Below are 17,768 nucleotides of genomic sequence, written 5' to 3' on the forward strand. Positions count from 1 at the left end.
TCAGAAGCTGACGGTATGCGTCGTTCCGTCTTGCAGGGTGATCTCGACGTAGCCCGCCAGGGCGCGGTCGGTATAGGAGGTCAGCGTGCAGATCGCGCTGGCCACTTCGGGGACCGTCATCGCGGCACGCCTGACGTGCTCTCGCACCAAGGCCAGCGGCGGCTGATGGCCCAGGAATTCTTCCCAGTAGGGAACGCCAGGGAGAGTGTTGTAGAACAGTTCGCCCTTGAACAGCTTGATGGCGCTGGCGACGTCCTGCGCGACGGCGTAGGCCTTGGACGCCAGCGCGATATTGCCCGCGGCGTCGAGCACCAGATCCCAGGCCGTCCGGTCTAGCAGCATGGTGTTCAATTGGGTGCTCCCGTATTTGCCGGCCCGCTCTGCACGCCGGAATGTGTGTGGGTGCTGCCCACGTCCTTGCCGTTGTTGCGCAGCGTACCCAGGGTGTTCATGTCGCCTTGCCAGGTGGACGTGCCGCCCAAGGATCCGCCGCCCTGCCGCACAGTGCCGTTAAGCACGATCTGGGGAGAGTTCAACGCGCATTGCGCACTGGCGTTCAACTCGATGTCGGGCGCGCTGACTGTCACCTTGGAGGGTGAGACCACGTTGATGCCGCCGGCCGTGAACTGCACGTACTGGACCGGCGTCCCATTCAGCAGACCGCCGAAATACAGTCCATCCGCCATGTCGTGCGAACGCCAGGAACCAGGGTTGTTCTGCGCCTTCGAAGTCTTCACTAGCGAGATGTCCCGATTCGCGAAAGCCGCCATGCCGACATCACCGACCTTCGGGTCCAGGATGACGGCGTCCGCTCCCCCCTGCAGGCGGAAGTAAGGAAGGCGATGCAGGACGCCATGTGGTACGGCATTGCCGGCCCCATCGAGCTGGTTGACGAGCGGCTGCACATCGACGAAACCCACCGGCGACAGCCCGCCTGAATTCGTCACCGACACCACCTTGACGAGCGTCGCCGTACTGACTCGATTCAGGGCCTGGCTGATCAGGAACTGCAAGGCGCCGAACTCGCTGTCGCCCTGGCCGGCTTGCGCCAGACCTGCGTATCCGTATTGCTCAGCCATGGAGATTCCTTTCGCACACCGCCACTGACTGCCAGACGCCGCCGGGGACTTCCGCCTCCAGCTTGTGGGACAGACTCACAATGATCCACTCGCCGTGCGCGGGTTCTACGGTGCTGATGACTTGCACTCTTTTTCCCAACCCAAGATGCGGGTTGTAGAGCGTTGTCAGTTGGAGTCCCTTGCTCGTAAAGGCCGGATATCCGATCAACCCCGTTTCCGGCGCCACGAGAATCGGATCGCCCTTTCTGAATCCGCCCTCCGGCCAGACTGACAGGACGCCGCGGTCTATCGTGAAGTTGACTCGGGCGGCCTTCGCGCAACTGCGTAGTTGGTCCATGTCGGTTCCGGAAAAATAGGGATCGGCCAATACATAGTCCTCCCCGCTTTTTTCACCCTTGTATCCCATCGATCTGGCGATATCGCACATGATTTCTTGCGCCTTTTTCGCGCCGCGGAAGGACCTGGCGGATGCGGACTTTAGCTGCTTGGCCCCGGCCACCTCGGCCTTGACCGTGAATACGCCCCCCGCAGCCGCTTTACCTTCTGCACCCATTCCATAGCCAGCCCAGGCTTCGACGATGTCTCCCTCGTAGACCACGCAGGGAACACCGGAATCGTCCCCGGCGTCGATCCGGACAAGGTTCTTTCCCCGGCGTTCCTTCATGACGGGTCCTATCGTCGTCAGCTTGTTCATCAGGTCTTGATTCAGCCCGTGGATCAGCAGGGTCAGCGGACTGTTTTCGAAGGCGGTGTAGGCGGGAATATCCACCGTCGTCCGGTAGCCGCTGAGCGTTACCTCAGGCCCCTGCTCGTCGCCAAACTTTCCTTTACCCAGGCTGATGGTCACGTCCAGCCGGCGCTTGATGAAGCTCATAGTTCCAGCGGCTCCAGGTAAGCCAGGACGAAGCGCGAGCCGAGATCCTGATACTGCGGGTCGGCGTGGCCCTGAGTGTCCACAAAGGCCAGATCCCCAACGAAGCCCAGGTAGGCAGACCGCACAAGCCGTACCCGGTCATGGCAAAGCACCGTCGTCACGATAGGCGCATTGTCGAGTTCAAGATCCAGATAGAGTCCGGTCGACTTCTGATGGACGGCGATCTGGCAGTTCTGCCCGGACAACACGACGCTGAGCGTTTGCGCCGGCACGGGTCTCAAGGGAATTCTCTTCATTGGATGGGCTCCAGATCCGCCACCTTGTTCTGGTCGCGCCGGGGATAGGCGTCAATCTCGAACGCCTGTACCTGGCCATTGCTCTCTTCATTCGCGCCGCTGGGGTCCTGCGTGGCCGGCGATAGCGGGACGGCCGTCTGCCGGACTTCGAGCAGGGTCAGATCGACAACCAGGAGGCTGGAGCCGTTCTTGTCGGCGCGGGTGTACGAGTACTTCACCAAGTTGGCCGACGGATAGACGATCTCGGGCGTCACCACTGTGTACAGTTCCGTGCTGCCGACGATGCGCTCCAGCACGGACAACATGACGTTGCGCGATGCCGGGTCGCCGCCATGCGCCAGCTTGATGGTCGCCTCGAATGGCGCATCGACCTTGTTGAAGGCTGAGAATCCGCCCTGCTCCGAGGGATAGCTGGATATCTGGCCGCCCTGATTGAAGGCGATGCTGAGAAACGTCTCGAAGACCAGCATCTGTTGCCCATCGGCGCCGTACAAGCCCCAGCGAGGAGGACCGAAGATCAGATCGGTCAGCGCCTCCGATCCGAAGCGTGCCAGCTCGGAGATGGAAGGAATGGTCACTTCGCGGAAGACCGCCGGTACGCCAGGACTGCTCGGGACATCGGGAAAAGGAATAAGTGGCATCAGAACATCCCCGTATTGCCTTGTTGGACGAGATTCTGGGAGCCCCCCACTCGTCCCAAATCACGAGCGATTCCCGCACCATCCGTCGCCTGCGTCACAATCGTGATGGGGCCGTGGATATGGGTTTCAGACGAATTGTTGGTGGTAGCCGTGCTGCTCGGAATGCCGGCAGCGCTGGCTTGCGCTGCCGTAGCTGTAGTAGCCGCAGCCGCGGCGCCTCGTTCCTGATCTTCAAGGGAAAGCGTCCCATGGATCGCTCCGGCAGCGGCGGCGAGCTTGCGCTCTTCGCTTGAGCTGGCCCCCTCGGACTTGCTCAACCCAAAGTGGCGGTACACGGCCACGCTGGCCTGGGCCGGGGTGGTCGCGGCTGCCAGATGTACTCCAGCCCTACGCCTGGTGCTCTCCAACTCGCTGGCGACGAAATCCAGCTGCTGTTCAACCGTGGACTCGCGCATGTCCATGCCATATACGCGCTTGAAGTCGGCCTGGCGTCGCGGATTCCATAGTCCGATGCCGGCGGAAACGCCATCAGCGCCCACGGCCCTGGGGTCCAAATTGCTTTGGGCCTGCAGGTTGGCCACCAGCCCCACGGCCGCCTCCCGGGCATAGCCCTTGGACTCGAAGTACCTGACCGCATCGACGACCTCCTTGCTCTTCAGCGCGGGATTTCTCATCGCCGCCAAGGTTTCATCCTCGCCTGAGTTCAAGTCCTTGCTGCCGAACAACGATGCGACGACTGCCGCGACAGGTCCCGCCGCTCTCAGCGCCACAGGTCCCAAGCGTTTCAACACACCCAGGCCTGTCGCCGCGCCAGCGCCCCCGAGGGTTCCGAGGGCCGTAGCCACGGCTCCCAAGGCAGATGCCAGGCTCAGCAGCGAATTCGCCCAGGACAGAATCTTGAGCGTCCCCAGCACGAGCAGGACGTTTTGCCATCCTCCCACCGCCTGCGCCGCCGAATCGACTGCATCAATGAACTTCACGATGGCCTGCGCCGCGCCGTCGACCCACTCGACGATTTCGTCTCGGTTCTCAAGCAGATAATCGCCCCAGCCCTGTGCGAGCGAGATAAGCCGCTCAAACGCCGGCATGAGCGCCAGCAGCACCTTGACGCTCACCGATTCAAACGTGTCGCGCAGGTCCAGGTACCGGTCGCGCAGCTGCAAGGCAGCTTCCGCATCGTTGCCGGAGATGGCAGCGCGTTTCTCCTGGACCTGAAGCAGCCGTTCGAGCTCGTCCGGCCCGCGCTTGAACAGATTGAACAGGCCCTCGCTGATGCCCATGTCCTGGGCGGCCAGCGCGGCCTGGGCCCTGTCCTTCTGGTAAAGATCGGCAATGATCCTCGACCTGGCCAGCAGGTAGGTGTTCCCATCCTTGAGGTCGCCGACATTGCCGCCGTTGCGAAAGAACCCAGGTAGCGAGTCCGCGGCGGATCCACGGTTGAATCTGGCTACCTCGACCGAGGATTCCCTCAACTGGGCGGAAATGGCTTCAGCAGTTCCGCCCGCCCGCTCGGCCGCCTTCTGCCACGCGGACAGCCGCTCGGTGCTCATATCCAGATTCTGGGCCATTGGGGCCAGGCTGACCGCAGCGGAGTAGCTGTCCGCCGCAAAACGCTTCGGATCGAACCCCGCAGTGACGAGCAAGGCATCGATGATGGTGGCCATGCAATTACCTCGGTTCAGCTAGGACGCGCCTGTTGTGTGCGTCCACCGCAATCACCTCAAGCAAGTTGTACAGGTCCTCGGCACCATAGACCGTCTGCAGATCGTGCAGCAGGCCCGGGTGCCGGGAAATCACCGCGCCAATAATCCGGGGAATATTGGCGTAGCGGATCAGGCGCGTGCCGCCGTTGTGGACTTGGAGCCCGAAGTCGATGGGGCGGCGGCCGTAAAAAAATCCAAGTGCAAGCCCAGGACTTTCTTGCGCAGCGTGAACAGGGTCGCCACCTCCTCGACATCGCCGGACATGAGCTCACGCGTCACATTCGGGCTGGGCTGGATCTGCACGCAATCCATCATCTTGTCCAGCAGCGGCTTGGCGCTGTCGAAAGGCAGCTTGGCGATGGCCTTCATGCCCATGGCGGCCACGCCGGCCAGCCCTGCCTCGGCGATGTTGTCCGGGATTTCCACCCCGGCGTTCATCAACGAAAACAGTGCCCGGCCGGCCCATTCCTCGGCCTCGTAGGCAGAAAGCTCCGTCAGGATGAACACCTTGCCCTTGTCGCGCCCTTCGGCGCCGATGGTCAGGGTTGTCTGCTTTCTAGCCATGTCACACCAACGCCGGCGAGACGTTTTGCCAGGTGATCTGGAACGCCATGGGTTGGAGCATCGCCTTGGCGTCCGGCGCCGGCGGAATCTGCGTCAGCACACCGCGGGTCAGCGTGTACTTGCGATCGATCGACGGGATGTTGAGGGTGCCGTTTGCATAGAACACTTCCCGGGCCGTTTCGCTGGCCGCCATCCAGATCTCGAAGACGCGCATGGACGGGGAGTCGGGCTGGATCGTGATGATCTGCACGCGGGGAACCGGCACGTAGCTGGCCGACATGCGGCCGTCCACGCCCATGGTTACCTGCGCGGGCGTGGCAGCCTCGAAGGTGAAGGCACTTTCGGAGGCATAGCCCTCGATCTTCTGCGGCACCGGAAACACGCCGCCCACCGCAAGCATCAGAACCGAGTTGGCACTGGTCAAAGTCGCCATGTTGAATCCTTAAAGAATGGCCAGCGAGGCCAGGGTGATCTGCTGGACGGAACCGCCGTCCAGGTACCAGAACGTCATGGGCGGGGTGCCGCGGGCCTCCCGCACCTGCGGCGTCGCGTCCTTGATCTGCAGATACCAGCCGCGGGTCTGGAGCGTGTCGGAGATATCCACGCCGGCCTGGCTGTTGATCTGCGCCTTCTGCTGGCTCGACAGCGTCACGCCGGCGCGGATGGCGCCGAAGTTGACCGCGGCGTTGATCGGGTCCAGGCAGGCAGCGTCGATCAGCGTGTAGCCGTCGATGTTGTAGGGGATGGAGTTCACCTGGGTCAGCAACGTCATCAGCGCCTGTTGGAACGCCGCGTTCAGCCAGATCTGGTTGACGTAGGTGTCGACCCACTTCCAGTTGCCGCTGACCTGGCCAGGGTAGAGGAAACGGAAGCGATCGTTGCTGGTCGCGTAGTCGCCATAGAAGTTGTAGCCGTTGTCGATCAGGGTCTGCGCGGTGGTGGCGTCGGTGACAGAAAACGCGAGGCCCGACTGGCCCTTGAACGCCAGGGTGGCGCGGCCGTTGGTACGTTCGAAGTCGAGCGACGCCACCATGCCCAGCACAAAGGCCGCGTGCTGAACGTCCTTGTAGACCGGCACGGAGCCCGAGTACTCGTTGGCGCTGACGATAGCGGCCCAGTTGGACGTATTGCCCTGCTGCGCGGCGGTGACGTCGGTGTCCCAGCCAACGTAGGCGTAGCGATCGCCCTGGGCATTGGTCCAGGCCGAAAACGCCACCTTGCCGGCCGTATCGGGTTCGAACGTCGTCATGAACGCCGCCCAGTTCTGGGTCAGGTCGGTGATCCGGCCCATGTCCACTGCCGGAACGCCAACCGCCGCGCCCTGCGACAGAACCGCGGCTGTGCCCTGCGTCAGCTTCAAGCCCGACGCGATGGTGCCGCTGCCATAGGACACCGTGCTGGCGACGCCGTCGGTAGCCGAGGTGATGATAAAGGCGGCACGCTGCGCGTCATAGGTGCAACTTGCGCCCAGCGTGGTGAACGCCGCCTCGATGGTTGCAGCGGCATTCGAGAAACTCGTCGCCGTCGACAGGTCGATGCTGGCGGAGGTCTTGGCCACGCCATCAACGGTCACCGTCAGGATGCCGGACAGCGCCTGCAGCTGGGCCAGCGTCACCGTGGCCATGGAACCGCCACGCAGATAGGCCGAAGCCGCTGCCGTCGGATATTGAGCGAACAGCAGATTGCCCGGCTTGCGGGTCGAGTTGTCGAACCCGTTGAAGTAGACGTCGGCCAGGGCGGCCTCGGTCGAGGTCGGACCGAAGAAGCGCTGTACGTCGCGCGCGGTCGCGAAACTCTGGACGGAGCCGATGGGGACGGCGGTATCGTTGGTCAGGATCAGGCCGTTCAAGTCGAGCGCCGATCCGCCGGCTGCGATCACGCCAGGGACTACCTGGACGATTTCACTGGCGGGAATGGACATAGCGTTAAGCTCCCGTAGGGTAGGTGGTGTCGGCCTCGATGAGGCCCACGTGAAGTTGGTCCGCGAACTGCTGCGGCACTGTGATGGATGGGTTGAACTGCAGGACGGCGTCGAATGACCACCGCTCGAAAGTCGGACTTGCTCCGCTATCAAAAGGCAATTGCCTGAGCTCGCCCGCATATAGCGGCTGGGCTCTACCTAGGCTCCCCAGGAACTCGCATCCGTACTGGCTGCGCCAGGCGATCGATAGCGCGAGCGCCAGATCCTGGGCCCGCGCCCCGTAGCCATCCACCCGGGCAGACCATTGCGTGGCCTGGGTCATGCTGCGCGTTCCCGCCGCGGGCGACGGATCGGCGTAGGCCATGACCGGAACAGAAAGTCCAAGCGCCGCCAGCGGCGTGATGACGATGCACTCGCGCGGCGGAGTGGGAACCCAATTGGGCAGGCCGCGGACAACTTCGCAGTCGACCAAGGTCTTGAAGAAGGCGACGAGGTCCGCTACCAGCTGGTCTTCTGTGATGCAGATCTGAACGCTCATGGAGTAGGAGTCCTGCCAAAGAAGTACGCATCGAAACGAAGCGCCAAAATGCAAAAGCCCCGGCACTTGGCCGGGGCTGCATTTGCTAGGGGCGCAATGCCCCGGGCCCATTGTGACCGATTGCGTGACCTGAGAAACGGGGTCTTGTGACGGAACCGTCACACGCCATGCAGAATCGAGTCGGCGCCCTGCCGAAGAGGCCAAGGCAACATGCCCAAAAGCAAAAAGCCCCGGCGCGTGGCCGAGGCTTCATTTCCTGGGGACGCAATGCCCCGGACCCATTGTGACCGATTGCGTGACCTAAGGGGCGGGGGCTTGTGACGGAACCGTCACACGCCATGCGTAGGTCCGCCCGTGGCCGCCCGCTACAGGCTCTTGAATCAGCACGCTGCCGGTATCTTGCAGCGCATCCATGGCCCGCTGAATCCCTCTTTGCATGCGCGTCTTTTCCGGAAGGGACAAAGAGCGGCCATGCGACACGTGCCGCACCAGCTCCATCAAGCGGAATGAGCGCCCGGGATAGCAGGCCATCAAATCCATCACCTCGTGCGCGTACTTCACGCCAGTCTCCTTTCGACCAGGCTGCGAAACAGGCCCAGGTACAGTTTGTATTCGGTTTCGGTCAGGGCTACGCCTGTCGTATCGGCGATCCAGTCCAGCGCTTTCGCGATGCGCGCCCTGCCCTCCAGCTGGCCGAACATCACGTTTTTCTGTGGGTACTCGGCGATAATGATCATCCGCTCGTGCCAGGGCAGCGCGGCATGCATCGCCTCGACCTCCATGGCGTGGTGATGGTTGATGGGCCGGTAGTCCTCCTCTTCGGACACGTACACCTCCATGTTCCCCACGGTAGCGCCGGACCAGGTCCACCGTACCCAGTTCCATATCAAATCGTCGCCCGTCAATTTACTCATCAGCCACCTCGCATTGTTTACCTGTCTTGCCGTTGGGACCGTTCTTCAGACGGTCCGCTGTTTCCTGGCTTTCGCCCTTGGCGCGCTGGATCATGTCGGCAATGCCCTTGCTCGGGTAATCGCCGCGCGCGATGCGCGCTTCCCACTTTTCGATCCAGCTCCGATGCGGGCGCCCACGGTCCCTCAATACCTTCTGCGCGCCCATTTTCTTGAGCGCTGCCTCGGCCTCGGCGCGCGTCGCCATGGTCTGTCCGGGCGCCGGTAGCGCTGGGCGCGGCAACGGGATGTCCGCCCATGCGCCCTTCGCCAGTTCCTCGTTCAAGGTCTTCTCCCACCGCGCCTTGATCGCCCCATAGGTGCAGCCCAGCAGATCCACCGTGCTGACGCCTACCGCGGCCCAGTACACCGCCGGATGCGACCAGGCGCCCAGTTCGCCCCGCCTGCGGGCGGACATGCCGCGCACCGCCTCGTGATAGGCCACTTCCGGGACCATCCATGGGCAGCATGATTTGATGAACTGCGGCAGCGTCGGCGGCCATTCCTGGGTGAGGCAAGCGACCAGGCCACGGCGTACCTGGACTTCATCCAGGCCCGCCAGTTTCTGATTCCATGAATCTTTCAGCTCCCGCGCCGTCAGGCCCTGCCATTGCTGCGCGAACTTGGCGCCGTACATCAGCAGCATTTCATTCACCACCAGCGCCCCCAGGGTGGCGGGCTGGACGTCAGCGGCTGGCATCGATCGTCCCCATGTATCGTTCGCGCGAGCGGCCTTTGTCGGCCAGGACCTCGCGCAGTTCATCGGTCCAGTCGGCCAGGCGTTGCGCCCTGCCTGTCGTGGGGTTGTTCCGGGTACGCGGAGGAAAGAGGCCCTGATACCCGCCCGCGATGCTGTTTGCGATCACGGCGCCCGGCTGGTGCCCTTCGGCGAGATAGCCAGCAAGCTGCTGCAACTGACGTCTGGCGCCCTGCTCGGTCACCGGCTTTTTGCGTGCCTTGCGATCGGCAATCCAGCTGACCCAGTCCTCGCGGTCGAGCCAATCCGGGAGATCGATCACGGAGGCGTCGAATGCGCTGCCTCGCTTGCGAGGGGTGGAGGGGTGATCTTCTGGTTCCTGGTTCTTGGTTCCTGGTTCTTGGTTAGCTTCGGATCGGTTTTTTTCCCGGCCATGGCCGGGTTCCTCGTCGGAACCCATGGGAAACCCGCTGGGTTGTTCCGGACTGCGGTCGCCCTGCCTCGGCCGGCCTCCCCGCCTGCCGTTGGCTTTGGCGGTCTCGGCCTTGAGGTGATAAGCGGCAATCTCCACGTCCGCGCGCTTGTTGTGCCAATGGCCGTCCCGCAAGACGAAGAACTCGGACAGGACCTGCGTGGCGGCTTCCCTTTCTTCCTCGGTCCGCGCCCCCACCCACCGGAATACCTGCTGCAGGTGGTCCACGATGGGCTGCTCTTCCGCGTAGTACCGGCGCAGCAGACGGCTATAAATGGCATCCTCAACCAGGCTGAGGTGCGCCGTGGCCTGGGCGTAGTCGCCTATGTTGTGGCTGTAGTAGTTCATGCGTGCTCCTGCATCCTCCGCCCGTTCTTACCCGACTATCATTTTTAAATCTTAGAATGCTAAGATTCTAAATGCAAGCCAACTAAGATTGTTTTTGTTTAGCATCCTAAGATGACCTTTCAGAAGCGAATCACACAGGCGTTCAACGAGGAAGCGACCCGCCGGGCGGACGCGGCCGAACCACGCCTGACCAAGACAGACCTATGGAAGGCAGCAGGCGCCTCTTCCGGCGCGGCAACGCATTGGTTCAATGGCTCCAACGGCATGGACATGGCAACCTGCATCAAGGTTGCCCCGCTGCTGCGCGTGAACGCGCAATGGCTGTATGACGGCAGCCCGCCGAAACTGCCTGCACGCGATGGCTCCCTTGCAGCCGCTGCGCTGGCAATTCCCCCTGCGCCCTGGCCCTTCCCTGGCATCCCGGAAGAACAAGTGCGCGCCTTGCCCCCGGACCAGCTGAACAAGCTGCAGGGCGCGCTTGCATTGGCGATCGCTCAACTGAAGTTGGGGATCGATGTCTCGCCTACCCCTGCCGCGCCGCCGATGCCGACGGTCCTGCGCAGCGACTCGCTGATAGACAGCTATCTGTCGCGCGACGAATTCCCCCTGCGCATCGATGGCCTGCCCGCGGCGCCGTGGGAGGGCGGCAAGACCACGCACCAGACCGAGCGCGAAGGCCGCGTCCGGATCAGCACGCAGACTGGCGTGGTGGCGAATGTGGGAGTGGGTGAGCCGCCCGCGGCCAACGACAGATTCGAGAAGGTTCCCGAGCTGGCCGATGTGCGCCTGGCGGCGGGCGACCCGATCGAAAACCACGCCGAAGAGCAAACCGGCATGATCCAGTTCCGCAAGTCATTCCTGCGGTCGGTAGGCGCGGACAACGGCAAGGGGCGCGTCGTGTACGCGAAAGGCGACAGCATGGAACCCGTCATCCGTGACGGCGCTGCCTTGCTGGTGGTCCCCAACGAAAGCCTGACGCTGCAGGACATCGCCGCCGGCGGCGTCTATGCCATCAACTACGACGGCAAGATGATCGTGAAGACGGTGGCCAGGGAACGGCTAACCGGGCAATGGGTGGCGCGATCGTTCAATTCCTTGCACGATGACATCCCGCTGGAGAACGGGGCATCGGTGCGGGTGCTGGGGCGGGTTGTGTGGGCGGGTGCACGGTTGCGGGATGATGAGGCGGGGCGGTGGCGGGCTGAGTGATGGGAGTCTCGGACACTCTCGGCCCTGACCGACTTACCGCCTGGCGGATTCCGCCGGGAGGAATGGCCCCCGACAACTAGCCGGAAACTCCTGGCGACCCGCAACTGGCAATAGCCGCCGCCCAACGAACCCAAGCAGCTCAAAGACCCTGGGATGCCCCGAGCGGGGCAGGATACTCTGTCTACCAGGCAGCGAGCGATCTTACCGAAGCGAGTCTGGCTTGGCCGTCGAAATCGCAAAAGCCAGGCTGTAGGCGCCGTTAGGGCTTGAATTTCCTTGCCTGGGGCCACTCCACTTATCGGAATGCGGTCGACTCCAAGGTCAGCATTCCACCGCTGGCATCTCTCACCGCCGCAGCGCACGGACGTAGTAGCCAGAGCGGCTGATGCCGAACATCCGGTAGATGTGGCTAACGGAATAGGCCTTCTGTTGCTGATGCGCCACCAAGACAAAGGTCACTTGAATTCGCGAGCAAAGAAGGCGGTAGTGCCGGTACTGGCCCTCTGGAGCCAGCCTACCAAGCCGCCCTTCCCCAAAAGCCCGCCTCCAGCGCTCCTGCCTAGAAACACCGCTTGCGCAAAAACAGAGAGGAGCACTATTCCGACTTGTGCAGCAAAACCAATGCGCCCCCATTGTCAACGGCGGCTTTCGCAGAAACGTCCGATAGAGTTACGACGAACGCCCCTCCCGCCTTGGAGGTCAACGTGCTGAACACATGCGGCGCTTGATCAATGAAGACCGCAAGGGCGGAAAACGTGAAGTCTTTACCCGTGTCATTCCTTACCTTGATGGTGAACTTCAAGTCCGTGGCGCCGATCGGAGAATTTTTTTGAGCGGCAACAATCTTGGCCTTGATTTTCTGAGGAACGCCGACCGACAGTAGCCCCTCCTCATTGGATCCCAAGTTGATGTGCGAATCCGACGCGAGCTTTCCGTCCCTGTCTTTGTCGAGAAAAATCGGCAATGAGAATCGTGCGAATGAATTGAACCCCTTTCGATAACACTCTGCGTACTTAGCATCGGAAAAAATGCCTGGAACGGCTTGCTGCACGTCCAGCAAGACCTCCGAGGGCTGGCGCGAATCCTCAAGACTTTCGCAGGCTGGAACCTCCACCAGTAGATTGCCTGCGAGTTGCTTGGTCGGCGAGGTAAGCAGGTCGGATAGGCTGACCTCAGTCTCGACCGTTGTCTTGCAGCCAGCGATCAAGGCCGTGGCAAAGGCTAACAAGGCGGCTTTTTTTACTCTCGACATTTTTTCTCCATATGCGATGTCGACGCCCACTTGTGCGTGCAATTGGGGGCAAGCCTTCTCACTTTAACAATTCCCGACGATTTGTATCCAAATCACTGCAGATTGGTTGCCCGCCTTGAGCGGCTTTTTTGCGCCGGTAACCGGTCACACGCAGTCGCCCCTGGGACACCTCGGCGGTAGACATTAGCGCAAACAGCCAGTGTCGAGTCTGGCCCGTTTCTTTCAGGATTCGCATACTGATTAACAAGGAGAACGAACATAGCCAATGCCCCACATCGGGGCCGCGCGCGGGCGCGCCCAGTTCCACGTAGGTGGTGCGAAACAGCAACCGGGTGCCACCGCCGCGGAAGACCAACGCAAGCGAAGCACTGAAAGTGGAGACAGGCCGGATAGACGGTAGAGAAACGCCTGGTACTCGACCAGGCGGTTTCGGCCAGCGCTGCGAGTCAGCGCTTACCGAAGCTGGCGGCCGACTATCTGCATGCGTCCCAAAGGGCCTCGAAATCGGCAGCTGTAATCAATTGAGCTGTGAACTGCCGATCGATATTGATCTCTTCGACCGTCGGCACAGCCATCGTCCCAAGCGCTGTCCTCGGCGTCTCCTGAAAATCGGAAGCAGCATCAACGCTTCCGTCCTCAAAAAATTCCAGCTTCCGACGCTCGAAGCGGTCCGCGTCTAGCTCCGAAACCATCCGAATTGGATCCTCCTTAGATCCGGATGACCAAACCACACTGATGTACTCCATCCAATGCTCCTCTGAGTTCATATTTCGTCACCTCGCTGGCGGGCTAGCCACTACGCCGGTTCCGGATGCTCTCCTGCCTCAAGGTCCGCTGATAGCCCCGGCTCATGCCCCGCGTGCGGGGTGGTGCCCTTCGTGCTCACAAAGCAATATCACGCGAAGCATGGGGAGGGCACTTTCGACGCCAACGCTCTCCTACGCTGCCCCGATATTGCAGCCGTGTATTGACCCAGTGAAAACCTGCCCACGTCATAATCAAGGAAATAGACGATGAGCACGAAGATGGAAGACGACATCAAACGCTGGACCGCGAAGCGCAAGAGCGCGCTGGTGCTGGACATTATTCAAGGCAAGACCACAGTGGCCGAGGCCAGCCGCCAGTACGACCTGTCGCCCTCGGAAGTGGAGCAGTGGGTCGATGATGGCAAGCGGGGCATGGAGAACGCGCTCAGGGCGAATCCGCAAGATGTTCGGGAGCAGTACGAGCGCCAGCTCAAAGATCTGCAAGAGGCGTACGGCGAAGCGATGCTGGAGTTGCGTGCCAGAAAAAAATTGCAGTCCCTGTTGGGCGAGGACGAGAAGCGATCGAGATGATCCATCAGGGACTGCAAGCCGACGGTATAACCGTCTCGATCGCCAAGCTGTGCCGATGGTTCGGAGTGCCGCGCCGCACGGTGTACTACAAGGCGGTGAAGTCGGCGTCGAAGGTCAACCCCAAGTTCGCTGCGCCAATCAAGGCGATGATTGAAGAATCGCCGTCATTTGGGTACCGAACGGTTGCTCACTTGTTGGGGTTCAACAAGAACACCGTGCAACGCGTGTTCCAACTGATGGGCTGGCAAGTCCGCAAACGGCCGATTGGCTTCAGACCTCGCATCCAGGCGCTACCGTCGGTGGCGACGATGCCCAATGAGCGCTGGTCCACGGATCTGTGCCGCGTCTGGGCAGGACGTGACAGCTGGGCAACGTTGGCGTTGGTGATCGACTGCCACACGCGCGAACTCCTCGGCTGGCATCTGTCGCGTAGTGGTAAAGCCTGCACTGCGGGCAGCGCGCTGGAACACGCCCTGATCGCCCGCTTCGGCACGCTTGGCCGGGTTCCCGCTCCGTTCCTGCTGCGATCCGATAACGGTCTGGTCTTCACCTCCCGCAGCTATACCGCACTGGTGCGAGGTTACGGGTTACACCAGGAGTTCATCACGCCGCATTGCCCTCAACAGAACGGCATGGTCGAACGGGTGATACGCACACTCAAAGAACAGTGCGCGCATCGGCATCGCTTCGAGACCATCCAGCACGCCAGCCGCGTGATAGGTGATTGGATACGCTTTTACAACCACCGGCGCCCGCACCAGGCGCTCGACATGAAGACCCCGGCTGAGGCATTTGCATTAGCCGCTTAACCTGAGCAGGTTCTGCTGGGTCAATACACAATCCAGGCCCAGCGCCAGCACACTCAGGTGGCAGGCGCTGCGGTATTCAGCGACCCGCGCTATTCGGCACAGTGGGAGGACGAGCGCGCATTCCGGCGCAGCTTCTGGACGGCGACGCTGAAACTTCTTGGAATTCGCTACAGACGGCCGTACAACATGCGCCACACGTATGCGACGGTCATGCTGATGGCTGGGATGACGCCGGCCTTCTGCGCGAAGCAATTGGGCCACAGCGTGGAGATGTTCCTGAAAACCTATTCCAAATGGCTGGATGGAGATCAGAACGACTTGGAGATGAGCCGGCTAGAAACGGCGATTTCTCCCCAGAATCTCCCCGAGAAAGCAAAACAGACGCCTAAGCGTCTGTAATGTAAGGGGAATTCTTGGGGTGGCTGATGGGGCTCGAACCCACGACAACTGGAATCACAATCCAGGACTCTACCAACTGAGCTACAGCCACCTCTGGTACTGCTTTCTTCCTTGCCGCGCCGCTTTGAAAGCTGCTCAACAACGAAGAGGCCGAATTCTAGCACGTTTTTTTGAAGATGTGAAAACAGCCGCCACTTCCCCACTTGCCAGGGCCAGCCGCCTTGCTATCCTTCGCCATTGATCATCTACGGAGGCCGCGCTTACGCCATCGCCATGGACCGCATACACGCAATCTTGATCGATTATTGGCCCCATCTGGTTTTTGCCATCAGCATCGTAGCCGGGACGGGCGCGGCGGTGCATGCCGCGATGACCAAGCAGGACGTGCGGGCGGCCATCGGCTGGGTGGGGGTGGCGCTGTTTTCGCCGCTGTTCGGCGCGCTGTTCTATTTCGTGGCAGGCATCAACCGGATCCGCAAGACGCGGCTGTCGCAGCAGCGCGACGAGGCGATGGTGGTGGATGCGGAGCAGGTCGAGACCGCGCCCGTGGACGTGGCGCCGATCTCGGGCCAGCAGTTCTCGTCGCTGAAGGTGTTGGGCGACCGTGTCAGCCGCTTCCGCCTGCTGGGCGGCAACGCGGTGCGGCCGCTGGCCGGCGGCGACGAGGCCTATCCGGCGATGCTGCAGGCGATCCGCGAAGCGCGCCACGCGGTGGCGATGCAGAGCTACATCTTCGACAACGACGCCATAGGCCGCGAGATGGCGCAGGCGCTGATCGAGGCGCGCGAACGCGGGGTCGAGGTGCGGGTGCTGATCGACGCCATCGGCTCCAAGTATTCGCGCCCGCCCATCGTGCGCATGCTGTCGCGCGGCGGGGTGCCGGTGGCTCGTTTCATGACCAATCCGCTGGGCGTGCTGCGCATGCCCTATGCCAATCTGCGCAGCCACCGCAAGGTGCTGGTGGTCGATGGACGCGTGGGCTTTACCGGCGGCATGAACGTGCGCGCGGCCTTTGTCAGCGCGCTGGCGGGCGACGGCACTAACCGCGATACCCACTTCCGGGTGGAAGGGCCGATCGTGACGCAGTTGATGTCGGTGTTTGCGCACGACTGGAACTTCACGGCCCACGAATCGCTGCCTGCCAAGCCCTGGTTCGATCCCGAGGCCCTGCCGCCCACGGGCGACGTGCCGATGCGCTGCGTGCCGTCAGGCCCCGACCGCGCCCTGGGCAGCACGCACAATATGCTGCTGGGCGCGCTGGCGGTGGCGCAGCGCCATGTACGTATCCAGTCGCCCTACTTCCTGCCCGACCAGACGCTGATCGGAGCCCTGGCCACGGCCGCGCGGCGCGGAGTGGTGGTGGATATCGTGATTCCCGGCAAGAACAATCTGCGGCTGGTCGACTATGCCATGACGGCGCAGCTGGACCAGGTGGTGCGCACGGGCTGCCGGGTCTGGCGCTCGCATGGCGCGTTCGACCATTCCAAGCTGATGACGGTGGACGATGCCTGGGCCTATGTGGGCTCGTCCAATCTGGACCCGCGCAGCCTGCGGCTGAATTTCGAGCTGGACACCGAAATCTACGATCCGGGCGTGGCGCGCTGGATCGGCGCGCGGGTCGACGGGTTGATCGCGCAAGGCCGGCGCGAAACGCTGGAAAACCTGCTGCGGGCGCCGTTCGCCAAGCGCCTGCGCAACAAGGTGATCTGGCTGGCCACGCCCTATTTGTGACGATGCCGCCGCAACTACGGTAATCTTGCGCGATGCGCTACGAACTTACCGATCTCCGCCTGTTCCTCGCGATCGCCGAGGCAAAAAGCCTGTCTGGCGGGGCCAACGCCGTGCACTTGACGGCGTCCTCGGCCAGCTACCGGCTGAAGAACCTGGAGTTCGCGATGGGCGTGCCGCTGTTCAAGCGCGAAGCCCGCGGCATGGAACTGACGGTGGAAGGGACCTTCGTGCTCAAGCATGTGCGCTCGCTGCTGGCCGGGGTCGAGCGCATGCACGGAGAGGTCAGCGGCTTCGCCAGCGGCCTGAAGGGCAGCGTCAAGCTGTTCGCCAACAGCAGCTCTCTCAACGGCTTCATCGTGCCTAGCCTGAGCCGTTTCCTGTCGGCCAACCCCAACGTCAACATCCTGCTTGAAGAGCGTTCCAGCAATACGATCGAGGCGGCCATCGCCGGCCAGGAAGCCGACATCGGCATCTTCGCAGGCCGCGCCAAGTCCGCCGGCGTCAACGCCATGCGCTATGCGGTCGACGAACTGATCATTGCCGCCCCCTTGAACCACCCGGTGGTGGAAAGCTCGCCCGTACGCTTCCCTGCGGTGCTGGACCTGGATTTCGTCTGCATGAGCCGCAACAGCAGCAACTATGTGTTCCTGTGCGACATGGCCAAGCTGGCCGGCAAGACGCCCAAGGTACGCATCCACGTGCATACTTTCGACGCGGTGCTGTCCATGGTGGAAGCGGGCGTGGGCGTGTCGCTGGTGCCGCGCAGCGTGGCCGCCAACGCATTGCGCGAAAAGCGGATTGCGGCCGTAGCCCTGAGCGAACCCTGGGCCCTGCGCGAACTGACGCTGGTCACTCAGGCGGGGGTGCCGCCCTCGCCCTTCGTCGAGCAGGTCGCCGAGTACCTGCTCGACGATCCCATCGTGGCGGCCACGCGCGAGCAGGACTGAT

22 protein-coding genes and 1 tRNA gene are annotated in these 17,768 nt (G+C 62.3%); 6 read left to right on the top strand and 17 right to left on the bottom strand.

Translation table 11 applies throughout. The features are described 5' to 3' along the window. From AC3WOB_RS26300 to AC3WOB_RS26365, 14 genes are all read right to left on the bottom strand, one after another. Positions 1-342: a contractile injection system sheath initiator gene (locus AC3WOB_RS26300; protein WP_492276714.1), complete on the bottom strand. Its 342-nt coding sequence runs from the start codon at positions 340-342 to the stop codon at positions 1-3. A gap of 5 nt (positions 343-347) precedes the next feature. Next, a complete protein-coding gene (locus tag AC3WOB_RS26305) occupies positions 348-1,079 on the bottom strand; it encodes an oxidoreductase (protein WP_492276640.1) in 732 nt (243 codons plus the stop codon). Beyond that, on the bottom strand, positions 1,072-1,953 hold the full coding sequence (locus AC3WOB_RS26310) for a baseplate hub protein (RefSeq protein ID WP_492276641.1): 882 nt from the start codon (positions 1,951-1,953) through the stop codon (positions 1,072-1,074). Before AC3WOB_RS26310 ends, AC3WOB_RS26305 begins: the two co-directional genes overlap by 8 nt. Further along, positions 1,950-2,249, bottom strand: a complete 300-nt coding sequence (locus AC3WOB_RS26315) for a phage baseplate plug family protein (protein WP_447059914.1) — start codon at positions 2,247-2,249, stop codon at positions 1,950-1,952. Before AC3WOB_RS26315 ends, AC3WOB_RS26310 begins: the two co-directional genes overlap by 4 nt. Beyond that, positions 2,246-2,890, bottom strand: a complete 645-nt coding sequence (locus AC3WOB_RS26320) for a hypothetical protein (RefSeq protein WP_492276642.1) — start codon at positions 2,888-2,890, stop codon at positions 2,246-2,248. Before AC3WOB_RS26320 ends, AC3WOB_RS26315 begins: the two co-directional genes overlap by 4 nt. Continuing rightward, a complete protein-coding gene (locus AC3WOB_RS26325; protein WP_492276643.1) occupies positions 2,890-4,554 on the bottom strand; it encodes a phage tail tip lysozyme in 1,665 nt (554 codons plus the stop codon). The genes AC3WOB_RS26320 and AC3WOB_RS26325 overlap by 1 nt, the downstream gene beginning before the upstream one ends. A gap of 168 nt (positions 4,555-4,722) precedes the next feature. Next, positions 4,723-5,157 (bottom strand): hypothetical protein, encoded by a 435-nt coding sequence (locus AC3WOB_RS26330; RefSeq protein WP_013395257.1) that lies wholly within the window; start codon positions 5,155-5,157, stop codon positions 4,723-4,725. Between the two features lies 1 nt (position 5,158). Continuing rightward, positions 5,159-5,590: a phage tail fiber protein gene (locus tag AC3WOB_RS26335; protein WP_013395258.1), complete on the bottom strand. Its 432-nt coding sequence runs from the start codon at positions 5,588-5,590 to the stop codon at positions 5,159-5,161. A 9-nt stretch (positions 5,591-5,599) separates the two neighbouring features. Then, the gene (locus tag AC3WOB_RS26340; protein ID WP_492276644.1) at positions 5,600-7,078 is read right to left on the bottom strand and encodes a DUF3383 domain-containing protein; all 1,479 of its coding nucleotides are present in this window, start codon (positions 7,076-7,078) and stop codon (positions 5,600-5,602) included. 4 nt (positions 7,079-7,082) lie between these two features. Next, positions 7,083-7,616, bottom strand: coding sequence for a phage neck terminator protein (locus tag AC3WOB_RS26345; RefSeq protein WP_492276645.1), 534 nt, complete (start codon positions 7,614-7,616; stop codon positions 7,083-7,085). 300 nt (positions 7,617-7,916) lie between these two features. Beyond that, positions 7,917-8,177: a hypothetical protein gene (locus AC3WOB_RS26350; protein ID WP_013395261.1), complete on the bottom strand. Its 261-nt coding sequence runs from the start codon at positions 8,175-8,177 to the stop codon at positions 7,917-7,919. After that, positions 8,174-8,530, bottom strand: coding sequence for a hypothetical protein (locus AC3WOB_RS26355; RefSeq protein WP_492276646.1), 357 nt, complete (start codon positions 8,528-8,530; stop codon positions 8,174-8,176). Before AC3WOB_RS26355 ends, AC3WOB_RS26350 begins: the two co-directional genes overlap by 4 nt. Next, on the bottom strand, positions 8,523-9,266 hold the full coding sequence (locus AC3WOB_RS26360; RefSeq protein WP_492276647.1) for a hypothetical protein: 744 nt from the start codon (positions 9,264-9,266) through the stop codon (positions 8,523-8,525). The genes AC3WOB_RS26355 and AC3WOB_RS26360 overlap by 8 nt, the downstream gene beginning before the upstream one ends. After that, the gene (locus AC3WOB_RS26365; protein ID WP_492276648.1) at positions 9,253-10,083 is read right to left on the bottom strand and encodes a YdaU family protein; all 831 of its coding nucleotides are present in this window, start codon (positions 10,081-10,083) and stop codon (positions 9,253-9,255) included. The genes AC3WOB_RS26360 and AC3WOB_RS26365 overlap by 14 nt, the downstream gene beginning before the upstream one ends. A gap of 111 nt (positions 10,084-10,194) precedes the next feature. Between AC3WOB_RS26365 and AC3WOB_RS26370 the strand changes: the two genes are divergently transcribed. Beyond that, the gene (locus tag AC3WOB_RS26370) at positions 10,195-11,292 is read left to right on the top strand and encodes a S24 family peptidase (RefSeq protein WP_492276649.1); all 1,098 of its coding nucleotides are present in this window, start codon (positions 10,195-10,197) and stop codon (positions 11,290-11,292) included. Positions 11,293-11,887: 595 nt separating this feature from the next. Here the strand turns inward: AC3WOB_RS26370 and AC3WOB_RS26375 are convergent. Then, the gene (locus tag AC3WOB_RS26375) at positions 11,888-12,544 is read right to left on the bottom strand and encodes a DUF7424 family protein (RefSeq protein ID WP_013395267.1); all 657 of its coding nucleotides are present in this window, start codon (positions 12,542-12,544) and stop codon (positions 11,888-11,890) included. Positions 12,545-13,017: 473 nt separating this feature from the next. Then, positions 13,018-13,290, bottom strand: coding sequence for a DUF6881 domain-containing protein (locus AC3WOB_RS26380; RefSeq protein ID WP_013395268.1), 273 nt, complete (start codon positions 13,288-13,290; stop codon positions 13,018-13,020). Between the two features lie 267 nt (positions 13,291-13,557). On the opposite strand from AC3WOB_RS26380, the gene AC3WOB_RS26385 reads away from it, so the two are divergent. Genes AC3WOB_RS26385 through AC3WOB_RS26395 form a run of 3 tightly spaced genes read left to right on the top strand, consistent with a single transcriptional unit; the run spans position 13,558 to position 15,089 of the window. Further along, positions 13,558-13,881, top strand: coding sequence for a DUF1153 domain-containing protein (locus AC3WOB_RS26385; protein WP_492276650.1), 324 nt, complete (start codon positions 13,558-13,560; stop codon positions 13,879-13,881). Beyond that, positions 13,839-14,690 carry an IS3 family transposase gene (locus AC3WOB_RS26390; protein WP_492276715.1) on the top strand — a complete coding sequence of 284 codons (852 nt, stop codon included), beginning with the start codon at positions 13,839-13,841 and terminating at the stop codon, positions 14,688-14,690. Before AC3WOB_RS26385 ends, AC3WOB_RS26390 begins: the two co-directional genes overlap by 43 nt. 57 nt (positions 14,691-14,747) lie before the next feature. After that, positions 14,748-15,089 (top strand): site-specific integrase, encoded by a 342-nt coding sequence (locus AC3WOB_RS26395; protein WP_492276651.1) that lies wholly within the window; start codon positions 14,748-14,750, stop codon positions 15,087-15,089. A 15-nt stretch (positions 15,090-15,104) separates the two neighbouring features. Here AC3WOB_RS26395 and AC3WOB_RS26400 read toward each other — a convergent pair. Further along, positions 15,105-15,180, bottom strand: a tRNA-His gene (locus AC3WOB_RS26400). Positions 15,181-15,362: 182 nt separating this feature from the next. On the opposite strand from AC3WOB_RS26400, the gene cls reads away from it, so the two are divergent. Continuing rightward, positions 15,363-16,820: a cardiolipin synthase gene (cls, locus tag AC3WOB_RS26405; RefSeq protein ID WP_492276652.1), complete on the top strand. Its 1,458-nt coding sequence runs from the start codon at positions 15,363-15,365 to the stop codon at positions 16,818-16,820. 32 nt (positions 16,821-16,852) lie between these two features. After that, positions 16,853-17,767, top strand: coding sequence for a LysR family transcriptional regulator (locus tag AC3WOB_RS26410; protein WP_013395275.1), 915 nt, complete (start codon positions 16,853-16,855; stop codon positions 17,765-17,767). Position 17,768 lies beyond the last annotated feature (1 nt).

This window comes from Achromobacter sp. FW305-C-30-7, from assembly GCF_058783105.1.